General features: G+C 69.6%; 19 protein-coding genes and 1 riboswitch. Of the genes, 11 read left to right on the top strand and 8 right to left on the bottom strand.

The features are described from left to right. Positions 1–177: 177 nt before the first annotated feature. Positions 178–1341, top strand: a complete 1164-nt coding sequence (locus tag O1R50_RS20460; protein ID WP_270112038.1) for a glycosyltransferase — start codon at positions 178–180, stop codon at positions 1339–1341. On the opposite strand, the gene O1R50_RS20455 is transcribed toward O1R50_RS20460, so the two are convergent. From O1R50_RS20455 to O1R50_RS20425, 7 genes are all read right to left on the bottom strand, one after another. Next, complete coding sequence (locus O1R50_RS20455; protein WP_270112037.1) at positions 1331–2359, bottom strand: GNAT family N-acetyltransferase; 1029 nt, start codon at positions 2357–2359, stop codon at positions 1331–1333. The genes O1R50_RS20460 and O1R50_RS20455 overlap by 11 nt on opposite strands. Positions 2360–2747: 388 nt before the next feature. Continuing rightward, positions 2748–4034: a threonine synthase gene (thrC, locus tag O1R50_RS20450; RefSeq protein WP_270112036.1), complete on the bottom strand. Its 1287-nt coding sequence runs from the start codon at positions 4032–4034 to the stop codon at positions 2748–2750. Between the two features lie 14 nt (positions 4035–4048). Continuing rightward, positions 4049–4150, bottom strand: a riboswitch (SAM riboswitch). 161 nt (positions 4151–4311) lie between these two features. Further along, positions 4312–5109 carry a dihydropteroate synthase gene (gene folP, locus O1R50_RS20445; protein WP_408612765.1) on the bottom strand — a complete coding sequence of 266 codons (798 nt, stop codon included), beginning with the start codon at positions 5107–5109 and terminating at the stop codon, positions 4312–4314. Positions 5110–5207: 98 nt separating this feature from the next. Beyond that, complete coding sequence (locus O1R50_RS20440) at positions 5208–6302, bottom strand: hypothetical protein (protein WP_270112034.1); 1095 nt, start codon at positions 6300–6302, stop codon at positions 5208–5210. Between the two features lie 38 nt (positions 6303–6340). Next, complete coding sequence (locus tag O1R50_RS20435; RefSeq protein WP_270112033.1) at positions 6341–7231, bottom strand: HAD family hydrolase; 891 nt, start codon at positions 7229–7231, stop codon at positions 6341–6343. A 190-nt stretch (positions 7232–7421) separates the two neighbouring features. Beyond that, a complete protein-coding gene (locus tag O1R50_RS20430) occupies positions 7422–8594 on the bottom strand; it encodes a DUF5667 domain-containing protein (protein ID WP_270112032.1) in 1173 nt (390 codons plus the stop codon). Positions 8595–8907: 313 nt separating this feature from the next. Next, a complete protein-coding gene (locus tag O1R50_RS20425) occupies positions 8908–9702 on the bottom strand; it encodes an ECF subfamily RNA polymerase sigma factor, BldN family (RefSeq protein ID WP_270112031.1) in 795 nt (264 codons plus the stop codon). Between the two features lie 394 nt (positions 9703–10096). On the opposite strand from O1R50_RS20425, the gene O1R50_RS20420 reads away from it, so the two are divergent. The 6 genes from O1R50_RS20420 to hemB all read left to right on the top strand — a co-directional run bounded on the left by O1R50_RS20420 (position 10097) and on the right by hemB (position 16446). Beyond that, positions 10097–10363, top strand: coding sequence for a glutaredoxin family protein (locus O1R50_RS20420; RefSeq protein ID WP_408612764.1), 267 nt, complete (start codon positions 10097–10099; stop codon positions 10361–10363). A 298-nt stretch (positions 10364–10661) separates the two neighbouring features. Next, complete coding sequence (locus O1R50_RS20415) at positions 10662–11372, top strand: redox-sensing transcriptional repressor Rex (protein ID WP_270112029.1); 711 nt, start codon at positions 10662–10664, stop codon at positions 11370–11372. Between the two features lie 82 nt (positions 11373–11454). Then, positions 11455–12858, top strand: coding sequence for a glutamyl-tRNA reductase (locus tag O1R50_RS20410; RefSeq protein ID WP_270112028.1), 1404 nt, complete (start codon positions 11455–11457; stop codon positions 12856–12858). A gap of 15 nt (positions 12859–12873) precedes the next feature. Next, entirely contained in the window at positions 12874–13854 is a 981-nt protein-coding gene (hemC, locus tag O1R50_RS20405; RefSeq protein WP_270112027.1) for a hydroxymethylbilane synthase, read from the top strand. Beyond that, positions 13851–15431 carry a bifunctional uroporphyrinogen-III C-methyltransferase/uroporphyrinogen-III synthase gene (locus O1R50_RS20400; RefSeq protein WP_270112026.1) on the top strand — a complete coding sequence of 527 codons (1581 nt, stop codon included), beginning with the start codon at positions 13851–13853 and terminating at the stop codon, positions 15429–15431. Before hemC ends, O1R50_RS20400 begins: the two co-directional genes overlap by 4 nt. 28 nt (positions 15432–15459) lie before the next feature. Next, positions 15460–16446, top strand: a complete 987-nt coding sequence (gene hemB / locus O1R50_RS20395; protein WP_270112025.1) for a porphobilinogen synthase — start codon at positions 15460–15462, stop codon at positions 16444–16446. 270 nt (positions 16447–16716) lie between these two features. On the opposite strand, the gene O1R50_RS20390 is transcribed toward hemB, so the two are convergent. After that, the gene (locus O1R50_RS20390; RefSeq protein WP_270112024.1) at positions 16717–17778 is read right to left on the bottom strand and encodes a UDP-N-acetylmuramate dehydrogenase; all 1062 of its coding nucleotides are present in this window, start codon (positions 17776–17778) and stop codon (positions 16717–16719) included. Between the two features lie 47 nt (positions 17779–17825). Between O1R50_RS20390 and O1R50_RS20385 the strand changes: the two genes are divergently transcribed. The 4 genes from O1R50_RS20385 to amrB all read left to right on the top strand — a co-directional run bounded on the left by O1R50_RS20385 (position 17826) and on the right by amrB (position 22053). Next, on the top strand, positions 17826–18572 hold the full coding sequence (locus O1R50_RS20385; RefSeq protein ID WP_270112023.1) for a hypothetical protein: 747 nt from the start codon (positions 17826–17828) through the stop codon (positions 18570–18572). Positions 18573–18803: 231 nt separating this feature from the next. Next, positions 18804–19898, top strand: coding sequence for an ABC transporter ATP-binding protein (locus tag O1R50_RS20380; protein WP_270112022.1), 1095 nt, complete (start codon positions 18804–18806; stop codon positions 19896–19898). Between the two features lie 140 nt (positions 19899–20038). Next, complete coding sequence (gene amrS / locus O1R50_RS20375; protein ID WP_270112021.1) at positions 20039–21223, top strand: AmmeMemoRadiSam system radical SAM enzyme; 1185 nt, start codon at positions 20039–20041, stop codon at positions 21221–21223. A gap of 23 nt (positions 21224–21246) precedes the next feature. After that, the gene (gene amrB, locus O1R50_RS20370; protein ID WP_270112020.1) at positions 21247–22053 is read left to right on the top strand and encodes an AmmeMemoRadiSam system protein B; all 807 of its coding nucleotides are present in this window, start codon (positions 21247–21249) and stop codon (positions 22051–22053) included. The last annotated feature ends 273 nt before the right edge of the window (positions 22054–22326 follow it).

Below are 22326 nucleotides of genomic sequence, written 5' to 3'. Positions count from 1 at the left end.
GCGCTGTGCACACCGGGCCGCGGCGGCATTACCGGACCGACCGGCACCTTTGAGCCCTAGTGGACGGTCTTGCCCGGAATGTTCAGCCGCCGTTGGCATATCCGTCACCATCGCGCACTAGCCTGCCCGGGGACGCGCAGGCGCGGCCGACGCCGCGCCCTTCCCGGAAGGAACCCCATGCGACTGACGCGACTGCTGCCCGCGAGGCTGCGCCGCAGGCTCCGCGCCGCCGCCAACGCCCGCGCAGCAACCGCGCCGCTCCCGGCGTCCCGCGAACTCCTGCACGTCATCGCCACCCGCCACGGCATCGGGGTCTTCGACGAGCAGTGGTTCGCGTACCGGCAGCTGCTCCTGGAGCACGTCACCCTCGCCTCGCTCGACGCCCAGACCCACCGCGACTTCGTGTGGCTCATCGCGATCGACCGCGAGATGCCGCCCGTCGCGAGGCAGCGCCTCGAGGCGCTCGCCGCCGAACGGCCCTGGATCCACCTCGCGGAGACCGAGCTCAAACGCGACTTCGTCCCCGACCTCGTGGCCTGGACCCGGGAGGAGGCGCGCGCCCGCGGCAAGGGCTGGGCCCTCACCACCCGCCTCGACGACGACGACGCGCTCCACCGCGGCCTGGTCGGGCGCCTCCACGAAGCGGCCGCCGCGTACCTCGGCGAAGGCCGCGCCGCGCCCGCGATCCTCGCTCCCACGTTGGGCTGCAACTGGGTGCCGTCGGAGGCCGCCGGGCACCGCGCCTACCACCACAGCCCCTCGATCGGCCTCAGCCTCCTTGAGCCGGCCGACCGCGCCGCCACGGTCTACCGCCGCAACCACTCGACACTCGCCCAGACCCTCGTCCCCGGCGGCGTCAGCGTCCGCCACCTCGACGGCGAGACCCCTTCATGGCTCTACGCCCACACCGGACTCTCCGACCAGCAGCGCGACGGCTCCGAACGCATGTCCAAAGTGGCCGACCACCAGCACGCGGTCACGTTCGACGCCGACGCGCTCGCCGAGTTCGGCATCACCCCGGAGGGCCTGCGCCTGCTGCGGCGCACGCCCGAACCCGAACCGCACGAGACCCTGCACCTGCTCAACCGGCGCGGCCTCGACGTCGAACAGGAGATCCACGACCTCCGGGAGGCCATGAGCCGCGGCGGCGACGGCGACGCGGCCCTGCGCGGCAAGATCGCGAAACTTCACGCCGAACGCCGCCGCATGCACGAGCACCTGATCCGGTTAGCGGCAAGCGATCCAGGGCATCAGCCCGAGAATCGAGCCTCCATGGCGACGCGGGCGGTCGCGAGCCCGCAATCGCCGGCTGCGTGTATTCGAATATCGGCTATTGGCTGAGCTTCTTCTGGAACACGTTCTCGTGGCAGACCAGCCGATAGCCCACGGACTCGTTGATGGCGATCATGTGGCTGTTGCTCGTCGCGTTGCCGGTCCAGACGTACCGCATCTTCGGCCGCCACTCGCGGACCGCGCGCTGGTTCGCGATCTTGAGGATCGTGCCGAGCCGGTGGCCCCGGAAATCCGGGTCCACGATCGTGTCGCCCTGCACGCAGTGCTCCTCCGACCCCGCATCGACGATGATCTCCGTGAGCCCCGCGACCCTGCCGCTCTCCTTGTGCCGCACCACGGCCTGGAGATGCAGCTCGCCCCGCTGGCGGCGCACCCGCTCGCCGTCGAGGATCCGCTCGCCGTCCACGACCGCTTCCTGGAGGTCCCAGTCGCCCAGCGGCATGTCGGTGTACATGCGGGCGTGCAGGTACGCGATGCCGTCGAGGAGCTCGGCTGGCGACCCGCCCGCGAACGTGATCAGCTCGAAGCCCTCGGCCCGCTCCCACGCGGATTTCCAGAGCCGATCGATGGCGGCCTCGTCGACCGCGTCGAGATCGCAAGCGCGCACGGCGCCTTCGAGCGAGCGCTGGTATCCCTTGTGCACGGCGAAATGCCCGCCGTCAGCGCTGACCGGCGCGCCGCCCTCGACGGGCACCGGCACCCACGAGGAGACCGTGGTCCGGCCCTCGGCGGCCGCGCGTTCCTCCATGTGCCGCAGCAGGGCCGAGCCGACCCCGCGGCGGCGCTCGTCGGGATGGACGCCGAGGTCGAAGTTCAACAGGTGGGTGTTGTCGAGCACCGGCACGGTGAGCGCGAGGTACCCGAGGACCCGGCCGTCGCAGACCGCCGCCCACCGTTCGCGGCGGGCGTCATTGCCGCCGATCACCAGTGGCGCCCAGGTGTGCACGAACGCCAGGGGCCGGGTCCCGGACCGGTCGTGGGCGTCGACGGCTTCGTGGACCGCGAGCCAGGACTGCACCAGCGCATGGTCGTTCGGGTCGACCGGGATGATGTCGAAATGCGTCATGGCCCGAGTCTGGCGGACTATGTCGACGCGATCAAGCCGATTGCCCTGTGCGGCAATCGGCTTCGATGAAAAGGTTTGGGCGCGTGGGCATTTGGGCACGCATGCTTAAGGGGGAGTTGGTCGGGAGACCGCAGATCCTGACACCGGCTGGCGCTGCTCGACACGTTCTAGCCCCAGGACTCGCAGTCAACCGGGTGAGTGGCGACAGGACGTCTGCGGCCTCCCGCAAGAAGAATTCTTGCTTATTCACTGAATAGGGTCAAGACCCGACGACCAATTCATTTCTGTCGGGTACCCGACACAACCATTCACATCGGTCACGCACAGTGATAAATTCGGGAGTTCGGAAAGCGTTTGACTGGTAATGCTTTCCAAACTCCCACTCCACTCAGGACTCCAGAAGTCCCGCTTCCTTAGCAGCCTTCAATGAAGGCTTCACCGTGTGCGTCGGTCCGACCAGCGAGGACACTGCATCGAGGGTTTTCAGTCCTTCACCGGTGTTGTAAATGACCGTCTCGGCCTCCGGGTCCAACTGTCCCGACTCAAGAAGCTTACGGAGCGTAGCGACGACCACGCCGCCGGCCGTTTCAGCGAATACGCCGGTGGTCGCGGCGAGCAGCCGGACGCCCTCGCGGATCTCGTCGTCGGTCACCTTCGCCATGCCGCCGCCCGTGCTGCGGCACGCCTCGATCGCATAAGGCCCGGCCGCCGGGTCGCCGATGTTGAGGCTCTTCGCGATGCCCGTCGGCTTCACCGGCGTGATCACGTCGGTGCCCTCGGCGAAAGCGTCGGCGATCGGGCTGCACCCGGCCGACTGCGCCCCGAAGACCCGCACCTTGCCCGGCTCGGTCAGGCCGATCTCGGCCGACTCCTCGAACGCCTTGTGGATCTTCGTCAGGAGCTCGCCCGAGGCCATCGGCACCACGACCTGCTCCGGCAGCCGCCAGCCGAGCTGCTCGGCGACCTCGTAGCCGAGCGTCTTCGAACCCTCGGCGTAGTACGGGCGGATGTTGACGTTCACGAACGCCGTCGTCTCGAAGTCGTCCGTCTCCGTCAGCTCCGAGCAGAGCCGGTTCACGTCGTCGTACGAGCCCTGCACCGCGACCAGCTTGCCGCCGTAGATCGCCGACTGGACGATCTTGCCCGGCTCCAGGTCGTGCGGGATGAACACGATCGACGGCACGCCCGCGCGGGCCGCGTGCGCGGCCACCGAGTTCGCCAGGTTGCCCGTCGAAGCGCACGCGAAGCGGTCGAAACCGAGCTTGATCGCGGCCGAGACCGCGGTCGACACCACGCGGTCCTTGAACGAGTGGGTGGGGTTCGCCGAGTCGTCCTTCACCCAGAGCTTGCGCATCCCCAGGGCCTTCGCGAGGTTCTTCGCGTCGATGAGCGGGGTCAGGCCCGGGTTCAGGCTCACCCGGTCCTCGGGGTGGACGCCCACGGGCAGCAGCGGCGCGTACCGCCAGATGTTCTGCGGACCGGCCTCGATCTGCTCGCGCGTGACCTTCGCCAGCTCCGCCTGGTCGTAGTCGACTTCGAGCGGGCCGAAACACTGCCAACAGGCGTGCTGGGCGATCAGGTCATACGTGGCGTTGCAGTTCCGGCAGATCAGACCCTTGGCCGGGCTGTCGGCACCGAGTTCTCTGACCGGCGTAGCCGAGTGAGTATTAGACATACGAGAAGGCTCCTCCCTCATCTTCCCCGCGCAGCGGGCCGGAATTGGCACCTGCCGTTGGACGGTGGTTGCCGCAGCTTCGCAGGGCCGGACCCCTCAGCTGCTCTGGATGAAGTACGAGCCGAATGCTACGGGTGAGACAGGCGAAACCGCAACCGCTGTTCCAAGTTCCGAGATGGGTACGCAATCCCACCGATCCGATCGGTGAGCTGTCCCGAGCCTGGTCAGCGCGCTGTCAACGTCAATGTGCCGTCGGGCTGTCAGTGATCTGTCAGCCCTATCGGGCCCGGCGCGTGGCCATCCACACGGCCCGCGCGTCGGCCGTCCCGGCCACGTCGTGGACCCGCACGCCCCACACGCCCGCCTCGAACGCCAGGACAGAAGTCGCGAGCGTCGCCGCCTCCCGCTGGCCGACCGGGCGCGGCTTCCCGCTCTCGTCCTCGAGGAGCTTCCCGAGATACGACTTCCGGGAGGAGCCGAACAGCACCGGATACCCCAGGGCCACGAACTCGTCCAGGTGCGCCGAGAGCCGCCAGTTGTGCTCGGCCGACTTCGCGAAGCCGAGCCCGGGGTCGAGGATCAGCTTCGAGCGGTCCACACCGGAGTCCAGGGCCGCCTCGACCCGGTCCTCCAGCTCGGCCTTCACATCCGCGACCACGTTCTCGTAGTGCTGGAGCCGCTGCATGTCCGCCGAATGGCCGCGCCAGTGCATGAGCACCCACCGCACGCCGGTGTCGGCGACGACCCGCGCCATGTCCGGGTCGGCCAGGCCGCCCGAGACGTCGTTGACGACGCTCGCGCCGGCCTCGATGGCCGCAGCGGCCACCGCCGCCCGGGTCGTGTCGATCGAGACGGCAAGGCCCCGTTCGGACAGCGCCGCCACCACGTCCACCACGCGCCCGATCTCGGTCGCGGGATCCACGCGGTCGGCGCCGGGCCGCGTCGACTCGCCGCCTACGTCGATCAGGTCGGCCCCTTCGGCGCCCATCTGCTCGCCGTGCGCCACCGCGTCGCTGAAATCGAGATAGCGCCCGCCGTCGGAGAACGAGTCGGGGGTGACATTGAGGACACCCATGATCTCGGGCCGTGCCGGGCCCTCCTGCGGTGCGCTCAAGTCTCCAGGTGTGGTCACGGCATCGACGTTACCCGTGCCCGGTGCGTGGACGCCTCGCATTAAGCCAGGTCCGTGAGGTCAAGCACGTGCCACTCGAGCAGTTCGCCCGTCCCGGTCGACCACCACAGGCACTTGGCGTCGGCGCCGGTCTCGCCCGCGCTGGAGGCGACGAGGTACTCGGCGCCCTCCTGGAGGTCGAAGAGCGTCAACGTGGTCCCGTCACCGGTGGCGGCCTTGGACTCCGCGAGCGGCTCGAACCGGTCGATGAGCCCGACGTCGGGCGACACCGCGGACGTGAAGCCCTCGGCGACCGTGGTCCTACTGCTCCCGTCTGGACGGACGAGGTCGACGCGCGAGCCGTCCTCGGCGGTCACGATCAGGCGGCACCAGGTGGCCGAGCACAGCGTCAGCTCATCGGACCCGGAGAACACCTTGACGCCCGCGCCGGTGTCGGTGCGCACGAGCTGCGCCCCGCCCAGCGAGTCGGATCCGGCGCTGGCGAGCCACGGCCATGCGGTGGCCTGCCACGCGCCGCGGTGGCCCACGATCTCGACCTCGCCGCCGTCGACGCTGATCGACCGGTGCTCCGTGACGAGCGCTTCGCTGCGCGCGGTCGAGAGCCAGTGCAGCCCTTCGGCGGCGAACTGGAGGTCGTAGGCGCTGCCGGCGGTGACGACGTCGCCGGTGTCGGCCGTCAGGAGCGCGGCCTCGCCGGGCCTGCCGTCGGCGCCTCGTTCGGCCGTCCACAGTTCGGAGACGACCCTGCCCTGCGTATCGGGCACCGACTGGAGCCACGCGAACCGCTCATCGGTGGCCGCCGCGGCGACGATCCCGGGCACGCCGCCTGGTTCGGCGACGACCTCGATCGAGGCCTCGCCCTCGGCGGTCCGCTCCACATAGAGCAGGTTCCCGGCCTCGTCGGTGCCGAGGAGCGCGTTGACGCCGGGGGCGCTGTCGAGGACGGTGAGCGGGGTCCAGGCGAGGCCGTCGATCTGACCGGGCAGGTCGACAGGTTCGGCGTCCCAGGTCTCCCACACCGTCGGCGCGGTCTCGGGCACGGCGGCGCTCTCGGGCCGGTCGGGGGAGGGCCAGGCGAGCCAGGCGACGGCGAGTATCGCCGTCCCCGCGAGGGTGAGCCGCTGTGCGGTGTCCATTCGCCCTATTCTGCTACCGGCACGGTCGAGGGCTGCGGCTAGTCCCGCTCGCGGGACTTGTAGAGGTACAGCAGGCCCGCGCCCACACCGGCGGCGGCCGCGGTCGGAAGCGCGAGCTTCGCGGCGCGGCGGCCGCGGCGGTAGTCGAGGACGGGCCAGCCGTAGTGGCGGGCCTGGCGGGCGAGTCGCGTGTCCGGGTTGACGGCGATGGCCCGCCCCACTTTGCGCAGCATCGGCAGGTCGTTCGCCGAGTCCGAGTAGGCCGTGCACTGCTCCAGGTTGAGGCCGCGCTCGTCCGCGAGCTGGGCGATGCCGTCGGCCTTCGCGGGGCCGTGCATGAGGTCGCCGACGAGGCGGCCGGTGTAGCAGCCGTCCTCGATCTCGGCGATGGTGCCGAGCGCCCCGGTGAGCCCGAGGCGCGAGGCGAGGACCCCGGCGAGCTCGACCGGGCTGGCCGTCACCAGCCACACCTCCTGGTCGGACTCGAGGTGGCGTTCGGCGAGGCGGCGCACGGGCGCGAGGATGCGCGGCGAGATGTCGCGGTCGACGACCTCTTCGCAGATCTTGCGCATCTCGTCGACGGGGAACCCGGCGACGAGCTCGAGCGCGGAGGACTTGACCGAGGAGATGTGCCCGTGGTTCTCGGCGCCGAACTTGAAGCGGGCCTGCTTCCAGGCGAAGTTGAGGATGTCGCGGCCCGAGAGCACGCCGTGCTTGGCGAGGGCGCGGGCGAGCCAGTAGGTGGAGGCGCCGTGCATGAGGGTGTTGTCGACGTCGAAGAAGGCGGCGGTGGGGAGGTGGGCGAGCTCGTCGTCTCCCGGCGCGGCGGGCTCGACGACGACGGAATGGGTCAGCGCGGTGCCGCCAGCCCGCACGGTTCGTGGAAGGGGCGTGGCGGAGGCGGTGAAGGAAGCCTCGATCTCAGACACTCTAAAAGCCTACAAGCCTCAGGCAGACGGCCTGTAACGCCAGGACGCGACCCCGGTGAATTTCCAGTGTGGGCCCAGTTACGTGCGTTGGGAAGCGGAGAGCGGCGTGGGCGGTTTCGCAGCCGCCGACACGGCGGGCCGGGAGCCCTTCGGCTTCCCGGCCCGCTACTCCGCACCGTGCATGTTCACGTCATTCGAACAGGTCCGAGATGATCCCGGTCAGTTCGCCGAGGACTTCGTCGTCCTCGGTCTCGGCGTTCGGCTCGCCCGTGGTCGCCGGGTCCGTCGGGCCGCCTGTGATCGGATCCGTCTGCGGCGCTTCACTGCCCGGGGCCGGGTCGCCGCCCGTCGCGGGCTCCGGCTCGCCGTCGGCCGCACCGGTGGCCTCGCCGCCGCCGGTCTCCGCCGCACCGTTCTCGTCGCCATCGGTGGCGCCCGGCTCGTCCGGAGCGGCCGCGTCCACGGCGTCCTTCACACACGAGCCCGGGATCGGGCCGAGCGCGTCGGTCTCCCCGCCGGCCTCGGTGCAGTCGAGCGCGCCGCGCAGCTCCACGGACCGGACCGCCGCGGCCTCGAGCACCGCGACCAGTTCCTCGCCCGCGGTCAGCGCTTCGCCGTCGAGCTCGGCCACCAGGTCCTCGAGCACCCAGCGGTGCTCGTTGGTGAACAGGTCGACGTAGTCGAGCGGTGCCGGGTCTCCGCTCTCCACGGCGATCTCGCCCAGCAGCGCGGTGCCGCTGCGCAGCTCTCCGGTGGCGTCGCTCAGCGCGCTCGCGACCGCTGCGTCGTCGCCGACGACCTCGGAGGCCTCCTGGATACGCGTGCGAGCGAACTCCAGATACAGCTGCGCCCGCCCGAGATCGTTGCCCGCCAAGGCGAGCTGCGCCCGCTCGGTGGAGCGCTTGACCCCGTACAGCGTCTCGCCCGGCAGCGCGTCGCCCGAGGCCGCTGAGACCCCGGAGACGGCCACGGTGCCGGTGAGCAGGGCCGCCACGATCGCGAGGCGGCGCCCGCCGCGCGGGCGGCGCGGGAACATGTCGTCGAGCACCGGGGCCCGCGTGGTCTCGGGCACGGCGGCGCTGGCGCGCGCTCTGGCGGTGACGCCGATGCCTTCTTCTGCGGCGACGGCCATGAGACGCCGCCTCGTGGCGTCCTGCCAGTGCTGCGACGGCCGGGTCGCGGCCATGAGCTGCTCGCTGAGACCGCCGAGTCTTTCGGTGACGCCGACGAGTTCGGCGAACGCTTCTGATGACGCGTCCGATGTATCAGCGCTGCCGCGCTGGTGAGGGAGGGAGGGGTCCTCGGAGTCAAGCAGCCGCGCGAATTCCTCCGCACGACGGCGCTCCATAGGGTTCAAAGTCACCGGGCACACCCCCTCTCACTGCATGGATCCTGCTCCTGTACTGAGAACAACGCACGAGTAGCCCCTGAGGTTACGGTTCGCCGAGAACCTTGCGACGCAGACCACTTTGTCCGCCTCGCCGTTCGATTCCACGGCGGCAAAGGGCCGGTAGAAGGCCCTGACCTGGCAGTGTCGGTCCGGCCGGGCATCGCCCGGCGGACCCTTGATGACGAGTTGGCGGGCCGGAGCCCGCGGAGACGGGTTTTTGTCGCTTTTCCGACAGCAGCCTGAGCGGTCGGTGGTGGAGATGGAAAAGGGATCGGAAACGCCTACTTCAGCCTCGGAAGCCGTCCGGCAATAGTCGTGCGAGGGTCCGCACGGCCCGGTACTGGAGCGCCTTGACCGCGCCTTCGTTCTTGCCCATGGTGCGGGCGGTCTCGGCGACGGTGAACCCCTGCAGGAACCGCAGCACGATGCATTCCTGCTGGTCCGGGTTGAGTTTCTTGACCGCGGTGAGGAGGGTGGCGTTGGTGAGCTTCTCCAGCGCGGCGGTCTCGGGGGAGGTGGTCGGGTCGGTCTCGGGGGAGTCGGTCCCCAGGACGTCGGGCTTGACGATCTCGAGCCGGTAGCGGCCGGACTTGAAGTGGTCGACGACCAGGTTCCGCGCGATCGTCACCAGCCAGGCCCCGAAGGCCCGGCCCTGCCAGCTGAAGCTGGAGATGCGGCGCAGCGCCCGCAGGAAGGTCTCGGAGGCGAGGTCCTCCGCCAGCTGGGCGTTGTTCACCCGGAAGTAGATGTAGCGGTAGACCGTCTCGCTGTAGCGGTCGTAGATCTCGCCGAACGCGTTCGGGTCGCCGTCCTGCGCGCGCGCCACCAGATCGGCCACCTCGTCGCCGTCCACCTGGTCGGTGCTCGGGTCGTGCTGCTCGGGGCTGGAGGCCTCGGTCGCGCCGGCGCCCATACTGCTGCCGGGGCGCACGTGGTGCTGCTCGGCGGTGCCGGTGCCGAGGCTCAGGACGGTCCACACGGCCTGCCGGAGCCGTTCGAAGGTCGGGGCGGGCAGCCGCGTCAGGTTCTCGACGATGGCGCTGCCGCCGTACATGTAAGGGACGAGATCTGCAGTGAGCATTGCGGTGTGGTGGTTCGCGTAGGGCACCCTTGGCGAAGCTTTCGAGCCATGAATGAGCACAGACATTGCTGGTGCAATACCGGGCACTAGTGGCCTCCTCGTGTGAGGGGTCGGGTCGAGTCATGCGATCGGGTCCCGCAGGGACTGACCCGCCTGAGTCTAGAAATCAAGAAGGCCGCCGACGCGGATTTACGTTCGGCGTGTCGCGTTCGGTGACGGGTTGGATGCAGGTGATGTCGGTGCTCGCCCGGCGCGCCGACGTACCCTTCTTCACGGGGGCGGAATCCCACCATTACCTCCCCAAATGTTTGGAGGTCCGCGTTCGCGGACCGGTTCTGGCTCAATAGTGATCGAGGAATGACAGAGGGTGTCGCACAGACTGTGCGATCTTCTGATTCCCGGAGGGAGCAGGGTGAACAGGCTGACGCTGTTGACTACAAGGGATTGCCACCTGTGCGGCGCCGCGCGCGCCGATCTGGCCCGGGTGGCGCGCGAAACGGGTGTCGGCTGGACCGAGGTCGACGTCGCCGATGACGCTGTGTTGGCGCGCGAATACGGCGACCGGCTGCCGGTGGTGCTCCTCGACGGCCGCGAGCACAGCTACTGGGACGTGGACGTCCCGCGCCTCGAACGCGATCTCGCCTCCCCCGCGAAGCCGTGACGAACTCCACGAGACTCGACACCGAGCGCGACGCGCCGAAAATAACTGATTTACGGGCATCCCCGGTCTTTTAGGGCAAAATCGATCCAGACGGCGGCTCGCCGGGAATCTACGGTTTCGGTACAGCTGGGATCTATCCCAGTGTTACGGGGGTGTACCGCACCGGTCCCGCGAGCCGCCGAGTCGCGTCCGGCGCTGGTTAGCGCCGCCTGTGCGAGCTCCCCCACGGTCCACCTCCTAAGCTGGGTTGCGCGCCGGTGAACGGCGGCGCGGAACTAGCGGACCTGGAGTTCCACCATTGACGACCACCGGCGAAGGCACCGACCACCGGGCCCCCAGCGGCCCTCCCGCCGCGGCCGCCGACCTGCCGGCCGCGACGGTCAGGCGCCTGCCCGAATACCTGCGGGCGCTCAGCTCGCTCGGAGAGTCGGGCATCGAGACCGTCTCCTCTGAAACCCTCGCGGCCGCCACCGGCGTCAACTCGGCGATGCTCCGCAAGGACCTCTCCCAGCTCGGCGCCTCCGGGATGCGCGGCGTCGGCTACAACGTGGCCGCGCTCGCGGCCTACATCGCAGGTGTGCTCGGACTCACCAAAGACTCCCGCGTGGCCATCATCGGCCTCGGCCACCTGGGCCAAGCCCTGGCCAGATACCCCGGGTTCTCTGAAAGGGGCTTCGACATCGTTGGCCTCTTCGACGCCGACCCGGGCATCATTGGGAAGGACTTGGACGGGATCCGAGTGCGCGACGTGACGCTCCTGGCCGGGGCGGTACGTGACGAAGGCATCAACATAGGGGTCATCGCCACACCCGGAGCGGCCGCCCAACATGTGGCCGACCTTCTCGTAGATGCTGGTGTCACAAGCATTCTCAACTTCGCGCCGTGTGTGCTCGCCGTGCCGCAGGGCGTGGCGGTCCGCAAGGTCGACCTGGCCGTCGAGCTGCAGATCCTCTCCTTCCACGAACACCACAAGACCATCGGCCGGGCGAACGCCATCGAGCGCTCGTAAATGAGCGGTAACGTCGACCGCTTGCGGAGACGTAAATGAGCGGTCACGTAAATGAGCAGGGCCAAGAGACGGGAACGGTGAAGTGAACCTCCTGGTAGTCGGCATCTCGCATCGCAGTGCCGCGGTGGAGACCCTGGAGCGCCTCGCGGTGGGCCCCGAGGCCGCCGCGGACCTCTCGCGCTCGCTCCTGCGCGGCGGCGAGGTCCGTGAGGCCGTGGTGCTCTCCACCTGCAACCGCGTCGAGGTGTACGCCACCTCCGCCACCTTCCACGGAGGCCTCTCCGCGATCGTCGACGAGCTCCACCGCGTCTGGGGTCTCGGCGACTCCGACGCCGAGCTCGACTTCGCGTCCTGCGGGTACGTGCGCCACGGCGCCGACGCCGCCGCCCACGCCTTCCGGGTCGCCGCCGGCCTCGACTCCATGGTCGCGGGCGAGCCCCAGATCCTCGGCCAGCTGCGCGACGCCTACGAGACCGCGCGCGAGGCCGACCAGGTCGGCCGCCACCTCCACGAGCTCTTCCAGCAGGCCCTGCGCGTCGGCAAGCGGATCCACGCCGAGACCGACGTCGACGCCGCCGCGCCCTCCGTCGTCACCGCCGCCCTCGAACTCGCCGAGCGCGAGCTCGCCCGTACCGGTTTCGCGAACGGCCTCACCCAGGCCCGCGCCGCCGTCGTCGGCGCCGGGGCCATGGGCAGTCTCGCCACCGCGACCCTCGCGCGCTCCGGCGTCAAATCCCTCAAGGTCGCCAACCGCGACCGCGAGAAGGCCGAGCGCCTCGCGTCCGTCTGGGACGCCGAGGCCGCCGCCTACGACGACCTGACTTCCCTTGCCGCGCAAGTGGACCTGCTCGTGTGCGCGACCTCCTCGCCCGAGCCGATCCTGCGCGCCGCCCACCTCGCCGGCCGCACCGCGCCGCTCGTCGTCTGCGACCTCGCCCTGCCCAAGGACGTCGCCGAGGACGTGGCGAAGCTCGACGGCGTGCACGTCGTCGACATCGCCGAGATCCAGCGCGCCGACGCCGCCGGTGCCGCCGCCGACACGCTCGCCGAGGTCGAGGCCCTGCTCGCCGAGGAGATCGCGGCCTACAACGAGGGCCTGCGCGCCGACACCGTCACCCCCACCGTCGCCGCCCTGCGATCGGCCGCCGCCGACATCGTCGAGGCCGAGCTCGCCCGCGTCGCCCGCCGCGGCGACTTCACCGACGACCAGCGCGCCGAGCTCGCCCGCACCGTCCACCGCGTGGTCCAGCGGCTCCTCCACGAGCCCACCGTGCGCGTGCGCGAACTCGCCGGGCAGCCCGGGGCGCCCGACTACGCCCGCGCCCTGCGCGACCTGTTCGCGCTCGACGCGGCCGCCGTCGCCGAACCGCAGAGCGGCGACCTGGCGGAAGCCCTCAAAGTCAATCCGGTCCCTGCGACCGATGAACGCAACACCCTCGGCACCGCCCCACAGCAGCCCGGAGCGCCTTCGCCGCGCCGGCCTTAAGAAGGGAACGCACCTGTGATCCGAGTCGGGACCAGGGGATCGAAGCTCGCGCTCGCGCAGAGCGGGATGATCGCGGACGAGATCGCGCGCCTCACGGGGGAGCGGGTCGAGCTCGTCGAGATCAAGACCACAGGAGACGGCACGACGGTGCCAGTCGCTCAGCTCGGCGTGGGGGTCTTCGTCAACCAGCTGCGCGACGCGCTGGAGCGCGAGGAGATCGACATCGCCGTCCACTCCTACAAGGACCTGCCGACGGCCCAGCCCGAGCACCTCGTCGTCAGCGTGCCGCCGCGCGCCGATCCGCGCGACGTGCTCATCGCGTCCGACGGCCGCACCCTCTCCGACCTGGGACCGGGTGCGCGGATCGGGACCGGTTCGCCCCGGCGCATCGCCCAGCTGAACGCCTTGGGGCGCGGGTTCGAGTGCGTGCCGATCCGCGGCAACATCGACACCCGCATCGGCCGCGTCGGCGACGACCTCGATGGGGTGATCCTCGCGGCGGCCGGCATCAAGCGCATCGGACGCCAGGCGGAGATCACGGAATACCTGGACCCGCTAGTGATGCTTCCCGCCCCAGCACAAGGGGCATTGGCGGTCGAATGCCGCAAAGCCGACATGACATCTGCGCGGATCTCAAGTAAGCTCAACGACCGGTACGCACAGGCCGCCGTCGCCGCCGAACGCGCCCTTCTGCAACGACTCGAAGCCGGATGCAGCGCTCCCGTCGCCGCACTCGCCGATGTCGCCGAAGGCGCCTCGCCGGGCGAGGTCGATCTGTATCTGCGAGGGGCCGTCGGTGCCGAGGACGGTTCCGTCATCGAGCGGCTCTCGACCACCGCCGCTCTCCCCGACACGGGCGATGCGGGCGCCGACGAACTGGCCGCCCGTGCCGCCGCCGTGGGGCGAGCGTTGGCCGAGGACCTCCTCGAGGCCGGTGCCGAGCAACTATTGAAGTTAGACCCAAGCTCTAGACGACTGTTGATGGAGAGAACATGACCAGTGCCCGTAAGCCGGTGGGCCGCGTGCGTTTCGTCGGGACCGGCCCAGGCGACCCGGGACTGCTGACCAAGCGCGCCCTCGACGCGATCCGCGAGGCCGACCGGGTCTACTACGACCGGTCGCTCCCGCAGTCGCTCATCGAGACCGCCAAGGAGCTCAACGGGGACGACTCGAAGATCAAGCTCATCGAGTCCTCCCCGAGCGACCAGGGCAAGCTCATGGCCGCCGCCGCGCGCGAAGGCGAGAACATCGCCCGCCTCATCGTCGGCGACGCGTACCCGAACCGGCTGGCCAAGGCCGAGATCAAGGCCGCCAGCGCCGAGCAGGCCCGCTTCGAGGTCATCCCGGGCATGAGTCACGCGCAGGCCGTCGCGGTGTACGCGGGCATGCCGCCCGGGGAGATCCGCACGGTCATCGACATCGACGACATCGCCTCCATCGAGCCGCTCGTGATCGCCGACGCGATCAAGCGGGGCAGCCTCACCGTCACCGCCGACGTCTCCGACCTCTCCTCGCTGCGCGACATCCTGCTCGCGGGCGGCGTCTCGGGCGAGACGGCCGTGGCCGTCACCGGCGACGCGACCGGCGAGACCGAGTACACCACCACATCCTCTGTGGACACCTTTGTGGAGGCCGCCCTCGGCTACGCCGGGCAGGTCGTGCTCACCATCGGCCCCGGCGTCGACGACCGCCACGAACTCGCCTGGTGGGAGGGCCGCCCGCTCTACGGCTGGAAGGTCCTCATCCCGCGCACCAAGGAGCAGGCCGGCATCATGTCCGAGCGCCTGCGCGCCTACGGAGCGATCCCGTGCGAGGTTCCGACCATCGCCGTCGAGCCGCCCCGCACGCCCGCCCAGATGGAGCGGGCCATCAAGGGCCTCGTCGACGGCCGCTACGCCTGGATCGTCTTCACCAGCCAGAACTCGGTGAAGGCCATCTGGGAGAAGTTCAAGGAGCACGGCCTCGACGCGCGCGCCTTCGGCGGCCTGCGCATCGCGTGCATCGGCGAGGCCACCGCGGACGCGGTGCGCGAGTTCGGCATCGAGCCCGAGCTCATCCCCACCGGCCAGCAGTCCTCCGAGGGCCTCCTCGAGGTCTTCCCGCCGCACGACCCGATCCTCGACATGGTCGGCCGGGTCCTGCTGCCGCGCGCCGACATCGCCACCGAGACCCTGGTCTCGGGCCTGTCCGAGCGCGGCTGGGAGGTCGACGACGTGACCGCGTACCGCACGGTGCGCGCCTCGCCGCCGGCCGCGGACATCCGCGACGCCATCAAGTCCGGCGGGTTCGACGCGGTGCTGTTCACCTCGTCCTCCACGGTCCGGAACCTCGTCGGCATCGCGGGCAAGCCGCACCAGCGCACCGTCGTCGCGTGCATCGGCCCGGCGACCGCCGACACGGCGACTGAGTTCGGCCTCCGCGTCGACGCCAAGCCCGACAACGCCTCCGTGCCGGACCTCATCGAGGCGCTCGCCGAGTACGCCATGGAGCTCAAGCAGCGCCTGGCCGAGGGCCCGATCAAGACCCGCCGGGGCCAGAAGATCCAGGGGCCGACGGCCCTGAGGTTCCGTTAGCGAAGACAGACGTAAGGAAGTGGTCGCAGTGCCGAACAGTCCCGAGTTCCCGGTCATCCGTCCTCGGAGGCTGCGACGCACTGCGGCCCTTCGCCGTCTCGTAGCCGAGACGCGCGTCCATCCGTCGGACCTGGTCCTGCCGGTGTTCGTCAAGGAAGGCCTCCACGAGCCGATCGAGATCGCCTCGATGCCCGGCGTGTACCAGCACTCCGTGGACTCGGTCCGCAAGCTCGCGGTCGAGGCCGCACGGGCCGGGATCGGCGGGCTCATGCCCTTCGGCATCCCGGCGGTGCGCGACGCGATCGGTTCGGCCGCAACCGATCCGGACGGCATCCTCAACGTCACGACCCGGGCGATCCGCGAGGAGATCGGCGACGACCTCGTTGTCATCCCCGACCTGTGCCTCGACGAGTTCACCGACCACGGCCACTGCGGCGTGCTCCGCCCCGACGGCACTGTGGACAACGATGCGTCGCTCATGCGCTACGCCGAGATGGGTGTGGCGCTGGCGGAGTCGGGCGCTGACCTGCTCGGCGCTTCGGGGATGATGGACGGCCAGGTCGGCTATGTTCGTGCGGCCCTTGACGAAGCGGGCCACTCCGAGACGGGGGTCCTGGCTTACGCGGCGAAGTACGCCAGCGCCTTCTACGGCCCGTTCCGTGACGCGGTCGAATCGCAGCTGCAGGGCGACCGCCGCACCTACCAGCAGGACAACGCGAACGTCACCGAGGCGCTCCACGAGATCGACCTCGACATCCAGCAGGGCGCCGACATCGTCATGGTCAAGCCCGCCCTCCCGTATCTCGACATCGTGAAGGCGGCTGCGGAACGCAGCCCGGTCCCGGTGGCGGCCTACCACATCAGCGGTGAATACGCCCAGATCGTGGCAGCGGCCGAGCGCGGCTGGATCGACCGCGACGCGGCGATCCTGGAGTCCCTGACCAGCATCAAGCGGGCGGGCGCCGGCATCATCGCGACGTACACGGCCCTGGAAGCGGCCGCCCTTCTCCGCTAAGCGAAGGCATTTCGCATCTAATGCGGCTACGAGGACATTCTCGAATCGCGCGATGCCTATCGCCGATGACCGTCGGCGAAGGACTCGCTGTCGATGCCTCAATTGCGGTCGCCGAGTGGCGGCGGGTGCCGTTGCTGACGACCGATCTCAGGTTGACCCGAAGTAACGGGGCTCGCTGCGCATTCCCCACACCCCCGGCTCGTTAACTCCATCGCCGCTGCCCGGCTGTGCCTTGGCGAAGGCGCGGATTTTCGGTAGCGGGGCGACTGGTCACTTGAGGGCTGCGTTGACCATGACCGGTTCTGGGTGGAGGCGGATGCTGAAATCCTGCTCTACCCTGTCCGCTACTTCGGATGCGAGCGCTAGAAGTTCAGTGGCGCTCGCGCCGCCTCGGTTGGTCAGGGCCAGAGTGTGTTTGGTCGAGAGGCTTACGTTCCCCCTCCGATAACCCTTTTCGAAGCCTGCGGCTCCGATGAGCCAGGCGGCCGAGACCTTGACTTGGTCGCCCACGTTCCAGTGCGGGGGTTCGCCTCCGGCCTTCTCCGCCAGCTCGTGGTAGACGTGCTCGTCGATGATCGGGTTGGTGAAGAACGAACCCGCGCTCCAGGTGTCGTGGTCATTCTCGTCGAGGACCATGCCTTTGCCTCGGCGCAGTCCCAGCACCGTCTTGCGGGCTTCCGCCAGCGGCACCCGCTCGCCGACCTCGACGCCCACTCGCCTTGCCAGCTCCGCGTATGCGACCGGCTGCGAGAGCGGCGAGGACTCCAGGCGGAAATCGACGCTCATCACGAAGTACCGATCCTCGTGCTTGAAGGCGCTCTGGCGGTAAGCGAACCGGCATTCGGCCGGGGTCCAGTCGCGGATCTCGTCCTTCTCGCGGTCCCACACGTTCACCGCCGCGATCGTCTGCGCGACCTCCTGGCCGTACGCGCCGACGTTCTGGATCGGCGTCGCCCCGGCCGAACCGGGGATGCCGCTGAGGCATTCGACGCCTGAGAAGCCGTTCTCAACGGTCCAAGCCACGAACTCGTCCCAGACCTGGCCGGCCTCGACCCGGACGACGCCTCCGGACTCGGCGATCCCGCCGCCTCGCAGCACCACCACGGTGCCGTCGAAGCCCTCGTCTCCGATCACCACGTTGCTGCCGCCCGCGAGCACGAGCGTCGGACCTTCCGCTGCGCGAAGGGCCTCCACTGCCTCCACAGAGGAGTGGGCCTCGATCAGCTCGCGGGCCCGACCTCCTATTCTCAGCGTCGTGTACTCGCTCAGAGATTTGCCCGGAATGGGGCCGTTCGCGGACTGCTCGCTCGACGTTGGGCTGGCGTGTGTCACGCCCGAAAGCCTAAGCTTTACGCAGGCTACGAGGAACGGCGGTCACCATGGCTAAGCTGCGCATCACCGACTACCTCACCGAGTTGAAGACCGAGGCCGCGGGACTGCGCTCGGCGTGCGGCCCCGAGGCGCTCGGCCGCGTCGCCCCCTCACGTCCCGACTCGACCGTCGGCGGCATCCTCCTCGAACTCGCCCGCGAATACCGCTGGGCCGTCGAAGCCCTGTTCACCCGCCCCACCGACGACGAGGACCTGCCACAACCGCCGCCCGTCACCGCCGAGGGCACCGCCGTCCTCGATGTGTACGACCAGGCATTGGCGTCCGTCCTCGACGCGATCGAGGCGCGCGGGGCCGACTCGCCCGCGTGGACGTGGGCGCCGGTGGAGTGGCGGGCCGAGTTCTGGCACCGGCGCGTCGCCGTCGCCACCGGACTGGCCCGCTGGGACGTGCAGATGGCCGTGGGCTCGACCGCACCCGTCCCCGCCGCGCTGGCCGCCGAGGCGATCAGCGAGGTGTTCGAGGCGTTCCTGCCGGTCGGCGCGCGCCGCGGCGCCCATCCCGAGGCCACCGGGCTCGTGCAGTTGTTCGCCCAGGACGCCGACTCCACCTGGTTCGTGCGCCTCCGCGAGGGCCGGGTCGCGCTGCTCGACCAGCCTGATTCGCGCACCGAGCTCCAGGCCCGCGCGGCGGGCTCGGCCTCGGACATCGCCTTGGCGCTGTGGGGCCGACTGCCGTTCGGGATCTGCGATGTGGCGGGCGACGAGGCCCTCCTGCAGGCCCTGCGGGTCGAATAACGTTTCGGTAAACCTTCCGCGGAAACCGGACAAACGTTCGGGGCCGACTTGGCAAAGGCATTCCCTCGCGGCTACGCTCAGCTCACGACCGCACGGTGCTGCGCATCACGCGGTCGTGATCGCAGCGCAGGGTCGCGCCGCCCCCGGCAAAGGTCCCGCTCTGTGATGACACAACCGCCTTTTACCACGGATCGTCTGGCACGTACCTGCCAGTGAAAGGGACCGAACATCATGGCAACAGTGACGTACGCGGGTGCCTCGCGCATCTACCCCGGCACCGAGAAGCCCGCCGTCGACAAGCTCGACATCGAGATCCAGGACGGCGAATTCCTCGTCCTCGTGGGCCCCTCCGGCTGTGGCAAGTCCACCTCCCTCCGGATGCTCGCCGGCCTCGAAGAGGTCGACGAAGGCTCGATCTTCATCAACGACACCGACGTGTCGAACCTCCCCCCGAAGTCCCGCGACATCGCGATGGTCTTCCAGAACTACGCGCTCTACCCGCACATGTCCGTCTTCGACAACATGGCGTTCGCCCTCAAGCTGCGCCGCATGCCGAAGACCGAGATCAAGCAGCGGGTGGAAGACGCCGCCAAGCTCCTCGACCTCACCGACTACCTCGGCCGCAAGCCGAAGGCCCTCTCCGGTGGTCAGCGCCAGCGCGTCGCCATGGGCCGCGCGATCGTGCGCGAGCCGCAGGTGTTCCTCATGGACGAGCCGCTCTCGAACCTCGACGCCAAGCTCCGCGTCCAGACCCGTTCGCAGATCGCCTCGCTCCAGAAGCGCCTGGGCATCACCACCGTCTACGTCACCCACGACCAGGTCGAGGCGCTGACGATGGGCCACCGCATCGCGGTCATGAAGGACGGCCTGCTGCAGCAGTGCGACACTCCTCGCACCCTGTACGACGCGCCGAAGAACACCTTCGTCGCCGGCTTCATCGGCTCCCCGGCCATGAACCTGAAGACCGTCAGCCTGACCGAGGCCGGAGGCCTCTTCGGCGACGTGACCCTCCCGCTCTCGCGCGAGGTCCGCGACGCCGCCACCCAGGACGGCGGGGACCAGAAGGTCACCATCGGCATCCGCCCCGAGCACTGCAAGCTCGGCGCTGAAGGCTCCGGCGGCATCCCGATCGAGGTCGACCTCGTCGAGGAGCTGGGTTCGGAGGCCTACGTGTACGGCCACGCCGCGTACAACGGCGACTCCGAGCGCTTCGTCGTCCGGACCGAGTCGGCCAACGTGCCGCGCCTGGCCGAGACCGTGTACGTGGTGCCGGAACCGGGCCACGAGCACGTCTTCCACGCCGCCACCGGCGAGCGTCTGAACTAGTCCGGGCGGGCCGGTCTCCGGTCCGAGCGGGTCAAGACCGCTAGGGGTCGCGCTGTCGCAGCGCGACCCCTTTCGCGTGCAAGCTCCTCGTGTCCATGCCGAAACGCAACGGCAACCGGACGGGCGCTACGGTAGTGAGTATGGTCACCCTCACTCCCCGTAGGCCGCGGATCGAAGGCGCCGACGCGTTCACCGTCGGCACCGGCTTCCACCGCGCCCTCGAGGACGGGCGCATCGAATGCACCGTCTGCCCCCGGGCCTGCCGCCTGCGCGAAGGCCAGCGCGGCCTGTGCTTCGTGCGGGCCCGCCAGGGCGAGCAGATCGTGCTCACCTCGTACGGGCGCTCCTCCGGGTTCTGCATCGACCCGATCGAGAAGAAGCCCCTCAACCACTTCCTGCCCGGCACACCGGTACTCTCCTTCGGCACGGCCGGATGCAATCTGGCCTGCCGGTTCTGCCAGAACTGGGACATCTCCAAATCCCGCGAGATCGACACGCTCGCTTCGGAGGCCGAGCCCGAGACGCTCGCCACGACCGCGAAGCGACTGGGCTGCAAGTCGATCGCGTTCACCTACAATGACCCTACGGTGTTCCTCGAATACGCGGCCGATTGCGCGGACGCGGCCCGCGAGGCCGGACTCAAGGCCGTGGCGGTCTCGGCGGGGTACATCAGACCTGAAGCGCGACAAGAGCTCTACGCGCACATGGACGCCGCGAACATCGATCTCAAGGCGTTCACCGAGGAGTTCTACCGCAAGATCGCTTTCGCTTCACTGAGGACAGTCCTCGATACACTCGAATACCTGGTGCACGAGACCGACGTGTGGACCGAGATCACCACGCTGCTCATTCCCGGGCACAACGACTCGGACGACGAGATCGCGGCCGAGTGCGCATGGATCGGCGAGCATCTCGGTCCTGATGTGCCGCTGCACTTCACGGCGTTCCACCCGGACTTCAAGATGCGCGACGTGCCGCCGACCCCGGCCGCGACACTCCAGCGGGCCAGGAGGATCGCCCTCGACGCGGGACTCCGGTACGTCTACACCGGCAACGCGCACGACCCCGAAGGCCAGACCACCACTTGCGTGAACTGTGGCGAAGCCCTCATCGCACGGGATTGGTACCGAATTGCCCGTTATGCGGTGTCGGATAGTGGACAGTGCGACGGTTGCGGCGCGGACGTTCCCGGAGTTTTCGACGGACCGGCGGGAGACTGGGGTCCCAAACGGCAACCGATCCGCGTCGCCCCGCCGTCAACCACACGAGCACCGGCGCACGACCACATTCCGACTCACCGACCAGAGCCTTCACACCGACCATAGGAACCACCACCGGAAGACCTGCGATGCCTTCGATCAAATCAGACACCGTACGGGCCGCTGCCGTGGCCGGACGCTTCTACCCGGCCGACCCCGGGCAGCTCCGCGCCGACATCGAGCGGCTCATCGACGCCGCCGGACCGGTGAGCGAACCGCTCGCCGCCGCCTACATCGCGCCGCACGCCGGCTACCGGTACTCGGGGCCCGTCGCCGCCGAGGTCTACGCCCGACTCGCCGCCCACCGCGGCCGCGTCAAGCGCGTGGTCCTCGTCGGCCCCTCCCACCACTACCCGCTCCGCGGGGACGCCGCCGCGCCGTACGCGCGCTGGGAGACCCCGCTCGGTGAAGTCGCGGTCGCCGCCACCAGCGTGGTCGGCTCCTCGCGGCTGCCCCACGAAGCCGAGCACTCGCTGGAAGTCCAGCTGCCGTTCCTGCAGGTCGCGCTCGGCCCCGACATCGAGATCACGCCCGTGGCCTTCGGCATGGGCCAGTCCCCGGACGGTGCCCGGCTCATCGCCGCGCTCCGCGAGGAGGCAGGCGAGGACTCGGTGGTCATCTGCTCCACCGACCTCTCCCACTTCCACGACCAGGCCACCGCCGAACGCATCGACGCGGCCACCGCCGAAGCCATCCGCAGCCTCCGCCCGCGCGAGATCGCCCCGCAGCACGCCTGCGGCGTGTTCGCCCTGCGCGCGACCCTCGCATGGGCCGACGCCACCGGACGACGCCCGCGCCAGCTCGCGCTGGCCACGTCGGCCGACACGGTGGGCAGGCCCGACCGGGTCGTCGGATACCCGGCCTTCGCGATCGAACGGCCGATCCTGGCCGAGTAGCACCCGGTGAGCGGACGCGGAGGTCTCTCGCGTCCAGTGGGATGTCGGACCCGTGTGGGAGAGTCGTCTCATTTCTTAGGTTGGTCGGAGGCGGATGCGGGTGGGAAGGGGCATGCCCTCTAGCCGCCCGCGCGATTTCCGCACCCGGTCGCGAGGGCGGTGTGACCCGGCGCGATGAGGGGAAACTCGCATGCTGCGGCGCGGCGGCGACATTTACCCTTGGAGGCGTGACCGAGCACGAGCAGTACACCGACAGCGCCGACGACCTTCCCG

The organism is Glycomyces luteolus (assembly GCF_027622875.1).
Lineage (GTDB): Bacteria > Actinomycetota > Actinomycetes > Mycobacteriales > Micromonosporaceae > Glycomyces > Glycomyces luteolus.
The sequence above is the reverse complement of the archived record's forward strand: the minus strand, read 5'-3'. Positions and strand labels throughout refer to the sequence as shown.

Bases quoted from the DNA above. Each gene is read 5' to 3' on its own strand.
- O1R50_RS20380 (WP_270112022.1), top strand. From the start codon at position 18,804: ATGGCAACAGTGACGTACGCGGGTGCCTCGCGCATCTACCCCGGCACC.
- O1R50_RS20460 (WP_270112038.1), top strand. From the start codon at position 178: ATGCGACTGACGCGACTGCTGCCCGCGAGGCTGCGCCGCAGGCTCCGC.
- folP (WP_408612765.1), bottom strand. From the start codon at position 5,109: ATGGGTGTCCTCAATGTCACCCCCGACTCGTTCTCCGACGGCGGGCGC.
- thrC (WP_270112036.1), bottom strand. From the start codon at position 4,034: ATGTCTAATACTCACTCGGCTACGCCGGTCAGAGAACTCGGTGCCGAC.
- O1R50_RS20440 (WP_270112034.1), bottom strand. From the start codon at position 6,302: ATGGACACCGCACAGCGGCTCACCCTCGCGGGGACGGCGATACTCGCC.
- O1R50_RS20400 (WP_270112026.1), top strand. From the start codon at position 13,851: ATGACCAGTGCCCGTAAGCCGGTGGGCCGCGTGCGTTTCGTCGGGACC.
- amrB (WP_270112020.1), top strand. From the start codon at position 21,247: ATGCCTTCGATCAAATCAGACACCGTACGGGCCGCTGCCGTGGCCGGA.
- O1R50_RS20385 (WP_270112023.1), top strand. From the start codon at position 17,826: ATGGCTAAGCTGCGCATCACCGACTACCTCACCGAGTTGAAGACCGAG.
- amrS (WP_270112021.1), top strand. From the start codon at position 20,039: ATGGTCACCCTCACTCCCCGTAGGCCGCGGATCGAAGGCGCCGACGCG.
- O1R50_RS20455 (WP_270112037.1), bottom strand. From the start codon at position 2,359: ATGACGCATTTCGACATCATCCCGGTCGACCCGAACGACCATGCGCTG.
- O1R50_RS20425 (WP_270112031.1), bottom strand. From the start codon at position 9,702: ATGCTCACTGCAGATCTCGTCCCTTACATGTACGGCGGCAGCGCCATC.